This window comes from Cytophagales bacterium (assembly GCA_033344775.1).
Lineage (GTDB): Bacteria > Bacteroidota > Bacteroidia > Cytophagales > Cyclobacteriaceae > JAWPMT01.
In genome coordinates, this window is sequence record JAWPMT010000002.1 from 567445 (window position 1) to 584854 (window position 17410).

The 17410-nt window shown below is 42.9% G+C and carries 15 protein-coding genes; 8 read left to right on the top strand and 7 right to left on the bottom strand.

Annotated features, from left to right (window positions below; translation table 11 throughout):
• Positions 1 to 66 precede the first annotated feature (66 nt).
• The 5 genes from R8G66_06725 to R8G66_06745 form a co-directional block, all read right to left on the bottom strand.
• On the bottom strand, positions 67 to 1506 hold the full coding sequence (locus R8G66_06725) for a P-loop NTPase fold protein (protein ID MDW3192037.1): 1440 nt from the start codon (positions 1504 to 1506) through the stop codon (positions 67 to 69).
• A gap of 202 nt (positions 1507 to 1708) precedes the next feature.
• Entirely contained in the window at positions 1709 to 2755 is a 1047-nt protein-coding gene (locus R8G66_06730; GenBank protein MDW3192038.1) for a hypothetical protein, read from the bottom strand.
• Between the two features lie 175 nt (positions 2756 to 2930).
• Positions 2931 to 3548, bottom strand: a complete 618-nt coding sequence (locus R8G66_06735) for a response regulator transcription factor (GenBank protein MDW3192039.1) — start codon at positions 3546 to 3548, stop codon at positions 2931 to 2933.
• 78 nt (positions 3549 to 3626) lie between these two features.
• Positions 3627 to 5573, bottom strand: a complete 1947-nt coding sequence (locus tag R8G66_06740) for a sensor histidine kinase (protein MDW3192040.1) — start codon at positions 5571 to 5573, stop codon at positions 3627 to 3629.
• 58 nt (positions 5574 to 5631) lie between these two features.
• Positions 5632 to 7806: a S9 family peptidase gene (locus R8G66_06745; GenBank protein MDW3192041.1), complete on the bottom strand. Its 2175-nt coding sequence runs from the start codon at positions 7804 to 7806 to the stop codon at positions 5632 to 5634.
• Positions 7807 to 7980: 174 nt separating this feature from the next.
• On the opposite strand from R8G66_06745, the gene R8G66_06750 reads away from it, so the two are divergent.
• The 5 genes from R8G66_06750 to R8G66_06770 all read left to right on the top strand — a co-directional run bounded on the left by R8G66_06750 (position 7981) and on the right by R8G66_06770 (position 11597).
• Complete coding sequence (locus R8G66_06750) at positions 7981 to 8859, top strand: hypothetical protein (GenBank protein MDW3192042.1); 879 nt, start codon at positions 7981 to 7983, stop codon at positions 8857 to 8859.
• A 64-nt stretch (positions 8860 to 8923) separates the two neighbouring features.
• Positions 8924 to 9610, top strand: coding sequence for a hypothetical protein (locus tag R8G66_06755; protein ID MDW3192043.1), 687 nt, complete (start codon positions 8924 to 8926; stop codon positions 9608 to 9610).
• Positions 9607 to 9993: a membrane protein insertion efficiency factor YidD gene (gene yidD, locus R8G66_06760; protein MDW3192044.1), complete on the top strand. Its 387-nt coding sequence runs from the start codon at positions 9607 to 9609 to the stop codon at positions 9991 to 9993. The genes R8G66_06755 and yidD overlap by 4 nt, the downstream gene beginning before the upstream one ends.
• A complete protein-coding gene (locus tag R8G66_06765) occupies positions 9977 to 10840 on the top strand; it encodes a TM2 domain-containing protein (protein ID MDW3192045.1) in 864 nt (287 codons plus the stop codon). Before yidD ends, R8G66_06765 begins: the two co-directional genes overlap by 17 nt.
• Positions 10830 to 11597 carry a hypothetical protein gene (locus tag R8G66_06770; GenBank protein MDW3192046.1) on the top strand — a complete coding sequence of 256 codons (768 nt, stop codon included), beginning with the start codon at positions 10830 to 10832 and terminating at the stop codon, positions 11595 to 11597. Before R8G66_06765 ends, R8G66_06770 begins: the two co-directional genes overlap by 11 nt.
• A 232-nt stretch (positions 11598 to 11829) precedes the next feature.
• On the opposite strand, the gene R8G66_06775 is transcribed toward R8G66_06770, so the two are convergent.
• Together R8G66_06775 and dinB are read right to left on the bottom strand one after the other, a co-directional pair.
• A complete protein-coding gene (locus R8G66_06775) occupies positions 11830 to 12225 on the bottom strand; it encodes a TM2 domain-containing protein (GenBank protein MDW3192047.1) in 396 nt (131 codons plus the stop codon).
• 107 nt (positions 12226 to 12332) lie between these two features.
• Positions 12333 to 13535: a DNA polymerase IV gene (gene dinB, locus R8G66_06780; protein ID MDW3192048.1), complete on the bottom strand. Its 1203-nt coding sequence runs from the start codon at positions 13533 to 13535 to the stop codon at positions 12333 to 12335.
• 92 nt (positions 13536 to 13627) lie between these two features.
• Between dinB and R8G66_06785 the strand changes: the two genes are divergently transcribed.
• The 3 genes from R8G66_06785 to R8G66_06795 all read left to right on the top strand — a co-directional run bounded on the left by R8G66_06785 (position 13628) and on the right by R8G66_06795 (position 17409).
• The gene (locus R8G66_06785; protein ID MDW3192049.1) at positions 13628 to 13963 is read left to right on the top strand and encodes a hypothetical protein; all 336 of its coding nucleotides are present in this window, start codon (positions 13628 to 13630) and stop codon (positions 13961 to 13963) included.
• 101 nt (positions 13964 to 14064) lie between these two features.
• Positions 14065 to 14841 (top strand): LexA family transcriptional regulator, encoded by a 777-nt coding sequence (locus tag R8G66_06790; GenBank protein ID MDW3192050.1) that lies wholly within the window; start codon positions 14065 to 14067, stop codon positions 14839 to 14841.
• An 81-nt stretch (positions 14842 to 14922) separates the two neighbouring features.
• Positions 14923 to 17409, top strand: a complete 2487-nt coding sequence (locus R8G66_06795) for a DUF5686 family protein (GenBank protein MDW3192051.1) — start codon at positions 14923 to 14925, stop codon at positions 17407 to 17409.
• Position 17410: the final 1 nt, after the last annotated feature.

Below are 17410 nucleotides of genomic sequence, written 5' to 3' on the forward strand. Positions count from 1 at the left end.
TCACTGAAAAGTGATGGCTCTTTGTTTTTTAATGACAATTTAAGAGGTTCAAAGCCTCTTGATCAATTACTTGTACGCTTTCACCATTTGATCAAGTGCTTTCAATGCTTTTTCCGTTTCTTTAGACAGCAGGAACGATGAGGAAAGATCCCAGCGACCTTTTTTGTCTTTTTGTTCAAGTCGGATAACATGTTTCCCAATAGACACCCTCAGCTTGGGTAAACTACTGTTGTAGTAGAGTTTGTCACTTCGCGGGCTTTTTTCAAATCCCTTTTCCCCTAGCTCTGCAGGAAATCCTTCTCGATTGATCTCGCGGGCATCCGTGAGACTATTAGCCGTGGCGGACTCACTTTTCTGCTCTTGAGAAGAAACCACTTCCGTGAGTTGAAGGAGATTTTTGAGTTCCGATATAGGGATCGATCCTTTATAGTAATGTGAGATGAATCGTTGTAATTCAGGTTCTTCTTCGTCCTCACGCAGTTTTTTCAAAGGATCGTCATCTCCGGCAAATACGGCATCCTGAAAATCGTAGAAGTTACTGGGCCAGCGAAGCTGAAAAGCCAGTATCGACAATAATCGGATCTGGTCGTAATTGACTTCTCGCTGTTTTACGACACTGTCCAGCAATAAGAAGGAATTGACCAGACGTTTGATCTGTCTGGGGTTTGAATTTAAACTCATTGTGGCGATGGTCCTGATCTCCTCTACAAAATCATCAGAGAGTTGATCTTGCAGACGATCCCAATTCGGAATGAGTTCCCGGACAAAATTTTGCCCTTCCAAGTCTAAAGGAGGCACCCTGAAGGGTATTTGAATGATCTTGTGCAAATAAACATCGGCAGAAACGTGCGGGTACTTCTCTTTTACGGCATGGATCAATACATCATAATCGAGGGCAAGCACAAAGATGAAACCCGGAAGGTCCATCACTAATTTGATGGATTCAAGAATAGAAACTACCGCGTCAGGTGAACAGCGGTCCAGGTCGTCAATAAGTACAACGATGCGTTCATCTTTCAATGACTTGGACAGCTTCTGCAGCTCTTCGTATGGTTTCGAGAATGCCTCGTCCAGCGGCATCAGGTCATCACCCAGTGCTTTTTGAAGCTTTTCCTTATCTACACCTACTTCAAGGCCACCGACATTGAACTTAAAACTGAACATGATCGATTTCAATGCCTTTGAGACAGTTTCCGACAGGCTTTTGTCCTTATGGTCTTTTAAGGCCCTAAAGATTTTGTGTAGTAACGGAACGATCAATTGGGGTGACTTTTCGTATCGCCAGGCATCAAACATGACCGGAATGACACCTTTGTCTTCTTCCAGAATATTTCGGAGGGCACTTAACAGAGAGGATTTACCGCTGCCCCATGGACCATAAAGTCCGATGGTAAATCGAGCGGGTTCTCCACCTTTGATGGCACTGGTCAAAGCTGCTGCATACTCTGGGAAACCAAGGCCCGGATTATGTGCCGGCACATCGGCGATAATTGGAATATTAGCCATGTGCGAAAGATAGGAAAATTTGTAAGATATGTATGATCCTAATTGACGGAAGTGGCGTTAAGTATTATTTCTTTTATTGATCGAATGGTACTCCCTTGGCTTTGCCGAGGGAGGAATATTTCAGGAGGCGCTGGCCTCCTGAATAAAAAAGAAACCCCAACCGGGTAGCAGGGGCATCTTGGCGTTTTTAGTTGAATTGGGCCTACTTCACTTTTTCACCATTAAGTCCTTGACCTAATTTGGTAATAGACTGGTCCAGAAATTCCTTGACGACTTTTCCAACCTCTTCTTGGTAAACACTCGCTTCACATTTGATCGTATTCGATAATTCCACCTTGGTGTCCTGTACGGTGAAGAACGCCGCATAATCGGGAACTGAGGTTCTTTGTTTGGAAGCCTGGGTTTTGAAATTCTGAGATCCAAATACTTCAGGGATCGGTACCGCCTTGGTCAGAGTAACTTCAATGGCTTTGTCAGGAGAGGGGGCACCTGGCTTTTTCATCTTGCCAGACACATAAGTGGCTCGGGCATTTTCTAGACGCAAATAGGCACCTCCTTTGATTTTTACGGTTCCAAGCCTCGATTTAGGATCAAGGTAGATTGAAGGTACGTTGATCGAGATGTCAACCACGATCACATCGTCCAGTTCCTTGGAAACATTGGGCAATCCTGTATGGTAAATGGCTGAATTGAATTGTGCCAGTGGGCCACCTACATTAGACATGAAACTGCCTTTTTCTTTTCCTTTTTTGGTGAGTTTTTTAACATAGTAAGAGAAGTCTTCCGGAACGACCATCAGGCTACCTTTGATTTGTTCTTGATTGATTCGTGGGCCCTCCAGTAATTGATCTTCTACGAAGAATTCCATGTTGGGGTAGTCCTTTGAATTATATACCTCTAGTCCCCGTGCTTTCAGCTTATTCAGGTAATCGGAGTAGATCTCATTGGTTAATTGTTGTAGATCTGCACTGGCAACCCCTTCAACTCCGACAGCCAATCGAGCGGTTGCGTCTCCTGTGTAGCTTCCGCCTCCAAATTGACGGCCACCGTGACTCGTTTTTTCTGCTTCGGCGATCATCTGATAGTAGATCTTGAAGTTTTTGATGAATACTTTTTTAGGAGCCTCGGAAAAACCTTTGGATTTCATTTGAAGTACATTGAGACTCTTTTCTGGGATTTTCTGTGCATAAGTGATCAAACTCAAGCATAGCAGGAGTGACGCTAGGATATTTCTGTGTTGGATTGACATGGGTCTGATCTTTTATTTATAGATCAAATTCCAGCACCGAAGCGGCCTTTTTTCATCCTACTGCCATGGTATATTCTTCTACCATGAATCCCTGATAAGACTAAGTGAGAATATTCTAAATGATAAATTCTTGTTCTCTGAGATCAGATCTCAGAGCTTGTCGAAGCGACGAAGGCTAAATCAAATTATTCGCATAAGCATACTTGATCAACCCAACCAGATTATGCGTCTGGGTTTTCCTGAAGATGTTTTTGCGGTGTGTTTCTACTGTTCGCTCGGAAATGAATAATTCCTCAGCGATCTTTTTATTGGTGTATTCCTGTGCAATCAGTGTGAGTACTTCTCGTTCACGATCCGTAAGAAGTTTCTGATCATTCAGTCCATGCAGACCCGATATTAGAAGCTTATTGATATCAGAACTTAAATAAACCTGCCCTTGAGCAGCAGCGTGGATCGCATTGATCAATTCCGAATGTGAGTCCTTTTTCAATAAATAGCCCGAAATACCTTCTTTTAATATTTCCTGAACCAGGTGTGCCTCATCGTGCATGCTTAATACGATGATCTTGATAGAGGGATATTTCCGTTTGACTTTTCTGATGAGCGTGAGCCCGTCTCCATCCGGAAGGTTATAGTCTGTGATGAGAATATCAGGTGTAACACGAGTAAGTTTGTCATAGGTCTCCTGTATGGAGGTAGCAGATCCAACAACTTCCAATCCATCTTCTAGTGACAGGATTTTCACAAGGCCACTGAGTAAAATGGTGTGGTCGTCAGTTAAGAAAATCTTCATGTTGTGCCGATTGCTCTTTGTCTTGTTGAAAGATAACCAATTCATGGGATCAAAGAACAACTAGCGGATAATAATTAACTATACCGTGGAGAGGGTATTTTGAGGTGTGGGATGAAGGTCAAATTGACTCGGTGCATTTAAGATCAGAGAATTGCCTTTTACACCGGTCGTTGATTCCAATTCCAAGGTTCCCTGGATCAGGTTGGTTCGGGCCTGAAGGTTTTTCCAGCCATTGCCCGATCCATGGAAGAGTCGCTGTTGATCGATGCTGCTACCATCATCTTCGATCATTAGTGTGATCTCTGAATCATCTCTGGTTAGTTGGATAGTCACCTTACGAGCATCTGAATGCTTCAGGATATTGTTGATCCATTCTTGTATGATGCGATAAAATGCGATCTCCTGTACATCGGCAAGTCTATCTTCTATTCCGAAATAATTGGTTTCGATCCTGACTTGCCCACTCTGGTTGACCCTTGCCGAGAATTCATTGACGGCTTCAGTTAAACCATGTTGTACTAAGGTGTGAGGCATTAGATCGAAACAAATGCTCTTCAATTCCTTGTACATGTCTTTGAGTAATTGCTCCGAAGCGTCAAAGACTTCTTGTCTTTCATCGGGTTTAGTATTTGGGGCCAAACTTTTGAGATTCATGGTTAGGATTGAGATCATTTGCCCGAATCCATCGTGAAGATCTCTGGCATAACGGGCCCGTTCTTTTTCCTGTGAAGCCACCGTCGCACGTATCTCAGATTCCCGTGCATTTAGGCGTTCCTGTTGCAGCTGCGCTTCTTGCTTTTTCTTCGTGCGGTTGTGGATTAACAGAGCAATGGCTATAATCAGTAATATGATCAGGAGGGAGGCAATCAGTAAGACTCGATTTAGTTGTAAGGTCTTCTCTTGAGCAGCTAATTGCGCGGTTTGCAGGTCAATTTTTTGCTGCTTTTCACGGGTTTCATATTGGGTAATCAATTCATCCATTTCCTGCTGGTTGAGCTGGGTATCTAAAGAATCCTGAATGTTGCTGGCTCTTTCAGTAACCGCCAGCGCGGATAAATAATCTTCTCGTATTTTGTGTAAACGTACTTCTACTTCAAGGGCATCTCGGAGTAGGGCCAGATCTCCTATTTCTTCCGCCATTCGGGCAGAAATCTGGGTGTATTGTAATGCTTGAGCAAGAGCTCCGGTTTTTTCATAGAGTTTGCCGAGGTTCAGGCTATTACTGGTCAGCCCTGTTTTGAAATCAATGGATTCAAAAGCTTCCTGTGCTTTTTGGTGATAGAACAACGCACTGTCTAGATTGTCTTTGGTGCTATGGATCTCTCCGAGGTTCAGATAACAATAGCCCAGGTCGACCAGAGACCCTCGAAACTGTGACCAGTACAATGATTTTAGGTGATACTTATGTGAGGAATCGACTTTATCGAGACGGAAATAAGTGGCTGCCAAATTGGTATAGGCTTGCGGTAGGATGGTAGTATCGGATAGCTGCAGCGATTTATTCACGTGTTCCAGGATATAATCCAGCGCCTGTTCATATTCTCCTTTATAAAAATAGATAATGAACAGGTCCCCAAGCACGCGGTTGACGCGAGATTCGTTGCCTAGTTTTTGATTGCCCTCCAGTGCCAATTTCACATAGGTAAGTGCTGAATCGTAAGTTTTTGCGGTGATGTAAGCCGTCCCGATTCGGGAATTCATGTCTTGCAATTCCTGCTCTGTTCCTACTTGCATCAGAAGTTTCCGAGCTCGGATCAACTTGGGCAACATCCGTTCAAAATCTGCAGTTCTTGCATTGATATATGCCGAATACCCCAGGTACTGTGCTTCCCAGTAAAGGGCCGTGTCAGTACGATCTACCAGCTGTGATTTGATGGAATCCACATAAGCATTGCTTTTAGCCGTATCGCTGTAGTAATGCGTTCGAAAACCCTGGACCCAACTTCGTAGCAGGCTATCAGAAGGAACTTGAGCGATGGAGCTGATGTATAAGGCAGTGAATAGAAATGAAATGGCGACTTTCATGAGATTAAAGTAGCCAAAAAAGACGTATTAATCCTTTTGTATCAAATACCCATCTAATTTAATTCTCAATCCCCTCTAATTTCAACAAGAAAGCATAATTCAGAGCCCGGTCTTTATACCGTTTGAATCGACCAGATGCGCCACCATGTCCTGCCCCCATATTGGTGTGAAGCAGCAAGAGATTATCATCTGTCTTTTTATCTCTTAATTTTGCTACCCATTTAGCCGGCTCCCAATATTGCACTTGTGAGTCAAACAAACCTGTAGTGACCAGCATGTTGGGATAATCCTGTTCGGCCACCTGATCATATGGTGAGTAGGATAGCATATATTGATAAGATTCCAGGTTTTTTGGGTTACCCCATTCATCAAATTCGTTGGTAGTAAGGGGAATTGACTCATCGAGCATGGTGGAAACTACATCCACAAAAGGAACTTCAGCGATGATGCCATTGAATAGTTCCGGGGCCAGATTACTTACAGCCCCCATAAGCAGGCCTCCAGCACTTCCTCCATATCCATACAGGTGGTCCGCGCTGGTGTATTTTTCATCGATCAGGTATTTTGCACAATCTATGTAGTCATAGAAGGTGTTTTTCTTTTTGAACATCTTGCCGTCTTCATACCATTTTCGGCCCATTTCTTGTCCACCGCGAATGTGAGCGATGGCATAGATGAAACCTCGATTCAGCAAACTCAAATTAATGGAACTGAACCAGGGATCAGTGGAACTGCCATAGGAACCATAGGAATAAAGCAGGAGCGGAGCATTTCCATTTTTCACCATACCTTTTTTGTAAACCAGAGAAACAGGAACTTCCGCACCATCTCGGGCAGTTACAAAAAATCGCTCTGTATCGTACTCTTCGGAATTGTGACCGCCGACTATTTCTTGCTGTTTCTTCAATTCCCTGTCCTGGGTCTCCATGTCATAATCGTAGGTAGAAATTGGAGTGGTCAGGGATGAGTAGCCAAACCTGAGGGTCTTGGTGTCAAATTCGAGATTGTTACTGGAGTACACCACATAGGCTTCTTCCTCAAATTTCAAATAGTGTTCCACCTGGTTTCGCTGATCGATCACTTTAAGATGTGTGAGTGCATTAGATCGCTCAGAAATGACCAAATAGTGTTGAAAAACATCAATTCCTCTGAGCAGCACCTCTGGACGATGAGGGATCACCTCTTTCCAGTTTTCTTTAGCGGTTGCCGTAACCGGTGTTTCCATCAGGCGGAAGTTTTCGGCATCCCAGTTCGTGACCACATAGAACTTATCTTCAAAATGGTCGATGCTGTACTCGTGCCGATCTTCTCTTGGACTGAATTGTTGGAATTCACCCATCGGATCATCTGCATTCAGGATATAGTAATCACTCACCAACGTACTGGTGTTGGAGATGATCAGATATTGACTGGATTTGGATTTGGAAACGCCGATATAAAAGGAGGGGTCTTTCTCTTCATAAACCACCACATCTTTTGAGGCATCTGTTCCAAGCGAATGTCTTGCGATTTTTTCTGACAAGAGTGATACTTTGTTTTTTCTGGTGTAGAAAAACGTTTGATTATCATTCGCCCAGGCACCACCTCCATCTGAATTCGGAATTTCGTCCTCCAGATATTCACCCGTTTCCAGGTTCTTGAATCGAATCGTAAAGATCCTTCGACTCAGCGTATCCTGATTGAACGCCAAAATTTTGTTGTCACGACTGACGGCCAAACTTCGCACGCTGTAGTATTCATAACCTTCAGCCTCCTTGTTTACATCAAGGATGATTTCCTCTGCAGCATCAAGGGATCCCTTTTTTCGACAATAAATAGGGTATTCCTGGCCTTCTTCGTATCGGGTGTAATACCAGTATTTATTTTGGAAATAAGGAACGGATTCGTCATCCTGCTTGATCCTCCCTACTATTTCGTTATAGAGCGTTTCTTGCAGTTTTTCTGTGTCTTTCATCTCCTGAGAGGTGTATGCATTTTCTCCTTCCAGGTAATTGAGTACTTGTTGTGTTTGAGCGTCCGGATTTTTCGCAACTTTCTGTTCATCCGTTAGTCGCATCCAAAAATAGGGATCTACACGACTGTCTCCATTCGTGGTGAGGACCGAATCCTTCTTTTCGGCAATGGGGTAGGTAACTTCCTTTTTAGTCATAGCTAATTCATTCTGAGTTGCCTGTTGGCAACCAAATGCAAAGATCAACAATAGTCCGAAGCTGAATAGGCTGATTCTTTTCATGTATTTGTTTTTTCTTCAGGTGCGGAAATTGATCTTTTGTATGCAGAAATCCAAACGCATATCTTAGGAAGATGCGAAATTCATTCTTATGAGTTAGGGAACTCATCGTATCATATTATCATTGATACTTCATTGGAAACGCCGATACCCCATATCAAATCTCTTTTTGACCGAATGAAACCGACACTTCGGTCCATGGAACAGTACCGGGAACAGATCGTTAGTAAATTTCGCCCTTTACTGATGGTGTTTGCTGTCTATGCAATGGTGTGTTTTTTGATGCCTTATCTGGATTTTGGACTGCCTAGAAACATGCGAGGAAATATGTTTTATTTCCTGCTGACCATAGGACTACTTTCCTTTTCTGTCGTAACCGCCATTTACTTCCGCGCCTACAAAGAATTGCAGCTGATCAATTTTCAGAAATTTCATCTTGGGTTGTCACGACACCTGGCCGATGATCTGGGATATTTGAAGGAAGTGCCTGACTATGATGCTCAGATATCTCGAGACATGTGGGGGGTAGCTTACAATCACTTTGAAGCACGTAACTTATTGCAGGGTACGTATGAAGGAGTTACATTTTCATCAGTACAAGCCAAGGTAGAGCAACGATTCATTGAATCCCTACGATCAGATCAGGTGCTCTTCGATGGTATGATCGTGAGTGTTGCCTTGCCCGTTGCTACGATTACAGAGGGATTGATCATCGGAAGAAGTCACCCAGCTTATGCGTCCCTGGAGAAAAAGTGCAAGGCCTTAAGGGGGGAAGGTGGCTTAACCGATCGATATTTTTTACTCACCAAAAGCGATTGGGATCCTAATCCGGAATTTGTAAACGCTTTACTGGAACTTGATGAACAACTCAGGTTGCAGCGATTGATCCGTAACGACCTGATCATCGTAATAAGAAATGGCATTTTGACCTTGGCGGTACCGATTTATGATCGATTATGGGAGCTGGTCAATTGGAAACCATTAGAAACGGAGGAATTCCTATCTCGAGAGCTACTTCCTCTTCACGGTGCCTTGCAACTGGGAAGATCCTTTTAGCACCTTACGAACAATTTTTGACCCACGCGGATGCTCAAAATTTCTATCTTTACCTCAAAAAAGTATGTACTATAGCCTAGTATTGGCGCTGTTGACTTTCTTTCAGGGTTACAATACGGTTTCTTTTGAAATGGTGCGAAGGGTAAACACCCAGGGACAGACCATCCGTTCTACTGCAAGGGTGTATTTCAACGAAAGTGGCGACATGGTTACGAAATACGCACCACCGTTGGAATTATACATTTTCAATAACACGGAAGGCGAGATCAAACTGTATAATCAGAAAGACAATACGGTCATTCAAAGTGTTAATTATACGGCAGGAACGACCAATACCAATTTCTATTACTTCTTGCAAGGAGAGACGGAAGATATGGGTTTGCGAAAGCTTGGATTTGCGCTCAGCAACACCAAATATGAAGATGGTCTTCTAATCACCGAATGGGCAGCTCCCATGGACATGAGTGCCTCGGGTTTTGTTTCCGTGGAATTGGTTCATCAAAATGACTTACCCGTTTTTCTCGGGCACAAGGATCAAAAAGGGAATTTTGTCAAAAAAGCTTACTACTACGACTATTCACCGCTTGAGGGCTATATCATGTTCCCCAATGCCATAACTGAAATTGAATATGTTGGTAAAAAAGATTCGGTGATCACCAAATCGAACTTTGAAAACTTTCGATTCGATGATGGGACAGATAAGAACTTTTTTGATTTTGTGATCCCCGAAGACGCGACGGTACTGAAATGAGAATTGTTTTTTCTATAGTAGTTCTATTTTTGGCTGTTCAGGTAGTAGGCCAGGATTTACGTGCAGACCTGGCACTCGTTAAATCCGAAGCTTTGCATAAGGAGGAATTCAAGGAAGAGAAAAGCTCCTTTTTTAAAGGAATATTGAAGGTTTACAGTAATCACATTTCCGATCAGATCATCAATGACTGCATTTATGAAGAATCCTGTTCCGAATTCAGTCAGGGTGCGATGCGTGCTTTTGGCCCGTTGAAAGGTTCGATGTTATCCATGGACCGCATGATGCGTTGCAACCGGCTATCTCAATCCGGAACCATGCCCGTTCGTTTCAATGAAATTGGGAAAATTTCAGATCATTGGTATCGTTATGCCAAGAAAAAGTAGTGCACTAGTTGTTTGCTTGCTGCTGGGATTCGTTGCCTTTTCACAAACCAATTTTCAGGAGGACTTTCGTTTCCTAAAGCATCTGGAAGGTTTGGAAGAGTGGCAGGAAGGCTTGCTGTTACTCACCCAATTGGAACCACAGGCAATCTCGTCAGGCAGGGCAGATACCCTCAATTTCTTTAAGGGGAAATTTACTTATAAATCAAAACAGCCAGAAGCTTCGGTGGAAGCATTCCGATTGGTAAATGAATCCAATTTGGAATACTATCGATATGCGAGGTTTTTTGGAGCGTTTCAGTCAGCATATACTGGAAATGTGTCTTCAGCTACTGATTTCCTGAATGCTTATCAACCGGAGGATAGTTTGTCTATCCGGATCAAAAACCTTCAATTAGCTGGATTGAACTTGATGAACAGAGATTACACCAGCTATCTGGATCGCCAAAGCCAGTTTACCTTGAATTACGAATTGGAGCCTTATGAACAAGGCATGATGGAACGATACAATGACCTTCAGGCGTATAAGAAAAAGTCACCGTTTGTAGCAGGGTTGATGTCTGCCATTGTTCCCGGAGCAGGTCGATTTTACATGGGTAAACCCGGACAAGGGATAGCTGCGTTTTTTGTGACTGGTGTTTTTGGGCTACAGGCCTGGGAAGGTTATAGAAAGGACGGACCCGATAGTGCCCGGTTCATCATTTTTGGCTCTTTGTTTACCATCAGCCACGTGGCCAATATCTGGGGGAGTGCCCTGGGTGTGCGAATAAGAAGAGAAGAATTTAACGATCAAATGAATGCATCGATATTGCTGGATATGCATATTCCTCTGCGGGTGCTTGTGGACTAATGCCCAGGAGCAGAAAGCCTATGAATTGATGGGTGAGGACCTGTATCAGGAGGCTGCACTTGCATTTGAAAGGGCGCTTTTTGATTCTAAGGACATACAGGAAAGAAACCTGTTCCTGATCCTTAAATCACAGTGTTATAAGGCACTGGGTGATTATGAAGCTGGGGTCAGAAATCTGAAAAGGATCCGGTTCCTCAATTCAGACAGCTTGAAACAAGCGGTGGATTATGAGACGGTGCTACTGCATTACCTCAACCACGAATATCAGGAAGCGTATTCCAGAATTGTTCGCATCAAGGCGAAGCAAACAGAAACGATAGAAACGATGATCCTTTCTTTTCTGGTCAATGTGGATTTGCAGAAATGGGAGGAAGCCCGCGATTTGCTGATCAGTCAGGATTCGGTCTTTCAATTTGATCAAGCCGACATTGATTACATCTTGCCACCTAAGTGGAAACTCAAAGATCCGGATAAGGCATACAATTTATCATTGCTTCCTGGAATAGGACAATGGTATGCCGGGTATTTCTGGAAAGGTGTATTGTCCGGAAGTATCCAACTGGTACTGGGCGCTTTTAGCATCTATAGCCTGGTTGAAGGGTATTTCTTCTCCGGCACTTTAACGGGAGTAGCTTTATTCTATACTTTTTACCTGGGAGGAGCCCGCTATGCTTCTCAACTTGCCCTACGAAAAAACCACGAACGCTCAGAGATCATCAAGGAGAGGTTCTTTGAGAAGTTGGAGGAAGGGTCTTGACTTTATAATTCCGTCATTCCGGTGATCATTATTCCCTTGAACAAAGATTATTGCAAATGATCTTGATCTGCCGAAATCTCATTAATTGTAAACCTAATACCTAAGTCTGAGATTCTCCGATAGGGCAGCTTAAATGATACCCTTTTTGATATAGTGTTATTTGACCACAAAAAAAGGCGGCCTCCCGATAGCTATCGGGAGGCCGCCTTTCTTATTTCGTTAAGTCGTTGGCTTACCAAACGATGAACTTGTCATTGTCGATATATCGATCCATGTTACCTAGGATGATGTCGAAGAAATCAACCAGAGGTACAATACCGAAGATACCACCACAAGTAATGAAGTAAATTAGGATCAGACCTCCTTTACCACCAAGATAAACCCTGTGGATCGCAAGACCTCCAAGGAACCATGCCAGGATCGCAGAAACAGCAACACTTTTGTCAGCTTTTACTGAAGCAGTTGCTAGTGCAGTTTGTAGATCAAATTCAGTCGTGTTCAGGTCGTTAATCACAGAAGTAGTCAGCACGTGCTCTACTTCCGCATCATTTACAAAGTAATCACTGCTGGCGGCAGTTCCCATGTATCCGACGAAAACAAGTACTAGTACAGATAGGAATTTTTTCATAGAATTAGTGATTTAATAAAAGTTATTCTTTGCCAAGAATAGCGGTTTTTTGAATGGTTTCAAAATAAAAAAAGATTTGCATATCAATTCAATCATTGGGGTTGAAATTAAGCCTGAAAGGCGTTGCGACTCATACGAATACGACTGTCGAGCCCCATGGTAGAAGCACGTATGATTTTATGAGGCCCATGAAGCGTTTTAATATGATCCAGTGCTTGATAGAGTTGTAGCGATTCCTGTGTATCGGCAAAGAGATCAATTTGATGATGACCATGTACAAGATCACTTAGTCGTACACCTACTAGTCTGAGTCGCATTCGTCGTGTATACAAGGCATCATAAAGTCGTTGTACGGTTTGAAGTACCACCTGATCCGAGCCTGTATAGGCAATGTGTTTTTGCTTCGTCTCCGTATCGAAATTGGCATAGCGGATTTTAACCGAAACGCAGGCAGTGAGTTTATTTTCTTCCCTCAATTGATGACAAAGTCGTTCGACCATGGCAGTCAACATGGATTTCATTTTTGGGATATCAATAGAATCTTCCGAGAACGTACATTCAGTAGAAATAGATTTACGTTCTTCGTATTGTTGAATAGGCGTGTGATCAATGCCCTGGGCTTTGAGCCAAAGCGATTTTCCATGTTTCCCGAATGCTTTCTCCAAAAGCTTCAAAGGCATTTTCCTGAGGATGTGTACATGAGTAACTCCCATCTCAGCTAGAAATAAAGTGGTCTTTGGACCAATGGAAGGAATTTTTCTTACCGGAAGGGGAGAGAGGAATTCACTTTCCGTACCCCGTTCCACCTGTTTTTCACCATTGGGTTTGTATTCACCTGTGGCCACTTTTGCCACTAGTTTGTTGGTGGACATACCCATGGAAATGGTCAAGCCTGTTTCTTTGTTTATCCTTTGACGCAATTGTCTGGCCCATTGAAAAGTACCAAAATACCGGTCCATTCCTGAAGCATCTACATAGAACTCATCGATGGACGATTTTTCGAATACCGGTGCATCCTCTTTGATGATATCCGTGACCATCCTCGAGTGATAGCTATAAGCTTCCATATCCCCGGAAATCACTTTGGCATCCGGACAAAGCTGAAGAGCCAGCCGCGTAGGCATGGCAGAGTGAATGCCGAATTTCCTTGCTTCGTAGCTACAAGAAGTGACGACACCTCGGCCATCCTTTCCACCAATGATTAATGGGATGCCTTTGAGGCGGTCATCTCTGAGGCACTCAACCGCCACAAAGAAAGCATCCAGGTCCATATGGATGATGGCGCGTTTTGGATCGTTTGCTTCAATCATTTCGTTCTTTTTGCTAAAATATTTAGTATAATTGTGAAATAAAAGCAGAAATGCGCTAAATTAGTCTCTCAAAATACTAATAAATATAGCAAATGGTAGCGAGTCAACTTTCCCCCGACCTTCAGATCAAAGAATTTGAAGCAGTAGATGCAGACATCACTTTTAGCGATCGGTACAAACTAAAACTGAGTTCAAAGAAGTTGCGCTCAGGTAAATGTCAGGTGAAGTTTTATGCCACTGTTCGAAATAAAAAAGACTTGCACGGTTATGTTTTGGTAGAATCTGATCAGACATTGAAGAGTGTAGTCAATGGGATCAAGGACCGGCTACATACCATTCACGAGTCAGTTGACTTTCAACATATCCATTTATATTCTATTGGTAAGCAAAGCCAACAGGACATGGGGTTCATCTTTTTTGATGCCTGACCTGCTATGATAATAAGGGTGGAGTTTACCTGCGGAAGTCGAAGAAATTATATCATTTTTGTTGATCAACATTGAAGTTCAAACATCTATAAAACAGGATTATGTCAGTCATTGCCAATAACATCAAGTCACTTCGGAAAAAACTGGGTTTTACCCAGGAACAATTCGCCCAGAAAGTGGGGATCAAACGGTCCTTAATTGGTGCTTATGAAGAGGCACGTGCGGAACCACGCTTACAGACCCTGGTGGCTATTGCTGAGGCATTGGAAGTATCTACGGATGCCCTGATCAATGATGACCTGACCAAAGGACATATTTCACCTGCTCAGAAACCAGTTAAGATACTGTCCATTACCGTGGATGAACAAGACAATGAGAACATCGAACTGGTTCCTCAGAAAGCAGCAGCAGGTTACCTGAACGGTTATGCAGATCCCGAGTTCGTTACAGAACTTCCGAAGTTCCAATTACCTGTATTGCCAAAGAATGCGACCTATCGTGCATTTGAGATCCAGGGGGATTCCATGTTGCCTTTGACCCCAGGAACTATTGTTATTGGTAAATACATCGAATCAGCTGATGATATTAAAAATGGAAAGACGTACATCCTAATCACACGACTGGAAGGAATCGTTTATAAAAGAGTATTTAACTATATCCAAGACAAAGGCAAGCTTTTTCTGGTTTCCGATAATAAAGCGTACTCTCCATACGAGACCGACCCGGAGACCGTAGAAGAGATCTGGGAAGCCAAGGCGTATATTAGTATTGAGTTTCCCGATCCTGATGCAGAAGATGAGATTTCTCTGGAACAGCTTACGAATTTGGTAAAAGAAGTCCGACTAGATGTGAAGGATCTAAAAAAAGGTCTTTCTTAATACGAATTTTCACTTTTTTGAGTCTAACCCGCACACATTGCATCATTTTTGCGTTATAGAAGGTCGGAACTCAAAAAACACGTGAAACCACTAACTACCCTCGTCATTTTTTTGACCTGTTTTACTGCTTGGGGGCAGTCTGAAACAACAATTACCGGTAAAGTCATCGAATCCCGCACGGGCACACCTATTCCTTTTGCTAATGTGTTTTTCGTTGGTACTACGGAAGGAGGAATTACCGATTTTGACGGAAATTTCAAGGTCACTACAACTACACCTGTAGATTCTTTAGAAGTTCGATATATCGGATACATCTCGAAGAAGAAGCCTATTAAAAGAGGTAAGGATCAAATCGTTAATTTTCAACTGGATGAAAACCTTACCGAATTGGAAGAGGTGGTTGTTTATGCAGGTGAAAACCCGGCATGGCCGATCATGCGTAATGTCATCGCGAATAAGAAGAAAAACGATAAACGATCGCTGAAGGCTTACGAATATGAGAGTTATACCAAAATCGAGATTGATGTAGATAACATTTCGGATAAATTCAAGAACCGGAAACTGGTGCGTAAGATCACCTCTGTATTGGACAGCATCGAGCAGATTGCCGGAGAAGATGGAAAACCGATTTTACCAATTTTCATCTCAGAAGCCATTTCACGTTATTATTTCAGGACCGATCCGACTTATCGACATGAAAATGTCATTAAGACAAAGCTCAGAGGTGTCGGATTGACCGATGGCACTACTACGTCACAAGTCATCGGGTCCACGTTACAGGAATACAACTTCTATCAGAATTGGCTGAATATCGTTAATAAGGAGTTTGTGTCGCCGATCGCTAATGGTTGGAAAGGTAACTATCACTATTATCTGGAAGACAGCCTATACATCGGCGATGACTTTTGTTATCGGATCGAGTTTGAGCCCAAGAATGAACAAAACCTGGCTTTTCGGGGCATGATGTGGATCGCGAAAGATGATTATGCATTAAAGCGCATTGATGCTGCTGTAGGAAAATCCGCAAACCTGAATTACATCGAAAGAATCAAAATTCAACAGGACCTCAAACGAACAAAGGCAGGTGCGTGGTTACCCGAGAAATCCAGAGTAGTCGTGGATGTGGCGCAGGTGACCAAGAAGACCGCTGGTTTGATTGCCAAATTCTACATTTCTGCTAAAGACTTTGTGGTGAATGAACCCAAAGACCTGCAGTTTTATCAGAACCCGGTAACCATGGAGGAAGATGTACAGGTCTACGATGAAGCTTATTGGCGGGAACATCGACATGATACCTTAAGTGCTACGGAAATGAATGTATATCGCATGATCGATACGTTGCGATATATCCCAATGATCAAACTGATGACAGATGCGGCCAAGATCGCAGCAACAGGCTATTTCAGGTTGAATAACCACTTTGACATTGGACACTACAGTACTTTTTTTGGAAACAATGACATTGAAGGAATTCGATTAGGCATAGGAGGGAAGACCAGGATTGGCTTGAGTAAACATTTCACCCTGGGAGGTTATTACGGTTACGGCATTGATGATGAACGCCATAAATTCCAGCTTTATGGAGACTTTATCCTCTCAAGAAAGCGCTGGACCAAGCTACGGGTCGAAAAGCAAAAAGAAGTGGATCAGGTCTGGTTGCTGAATAGAGATATTCAGGGGGGAAGTTTCTTTTATACATTCAGTCGATTTGGGACACTTACACAGCCATTCCTGTTTAATAAAAACCGAGTTTCACTTACCCGGCAATTGAAGGCAGGTTGGCAACAGAACATCGATTTCAAACAACAATCTTTCACACCCTTGTTCGATTTTAATTATCGAACCAGTGAAGTCAATGATCCATTGACGACCAGTAGTGATTTTGACATCACTGAAGTGAAAGTAAGTACCCGCTGGGGTAAAGATGAGATTTTCGTGATGAACGATAATGAGCGGGTCAGCCTGGGAACCGTCAAATGGCCGGCTGTAACGTTTACTTATACCTACGGGATCAAAGGACTGTTTGGCAGTGATTTTGAATACCATAAATTAGGATTGCGTATTGAGAAAAGACAAAAGGTGGCTTCTTTGGGAATCTCACGTTATCAATTCAATGCTGGAATGGTGATTGGCGATTTACCTTATCCGTTACTGTACAACACCATTGGAAACGAGACCCCTTTCTATGTGAATTTTGCATATAACTTATTGAATTTCTTCGATTTTACGGCTGATCGGTATGCGGAACTTAGGTACCGTCATTCGTTTGAAGGATTGATATTGAATCATATTCCTTTATTACGTAAGTTAAAATGGCGTCTGGTGGCCAATGCCAATGTCCTTTACGGAAGCCTCCGGGAAGACAATAGAAATTTGGTGGTAGACGAAGGTGGTGTGCCCGTTCAGCCGTTTAACACGTTGGGAAGCAAGCCCTATGTTGAACTCGGTTATGGTATCGAAAATATTTTCAAGGTAGCACGTGTGGATTTCTTTCATCGACTGACCTATTTAGATAATCCTGGTGCAAACAAGTTTGGAGTTAAGATCAGTTTCCAGCTTATTTTGTAGA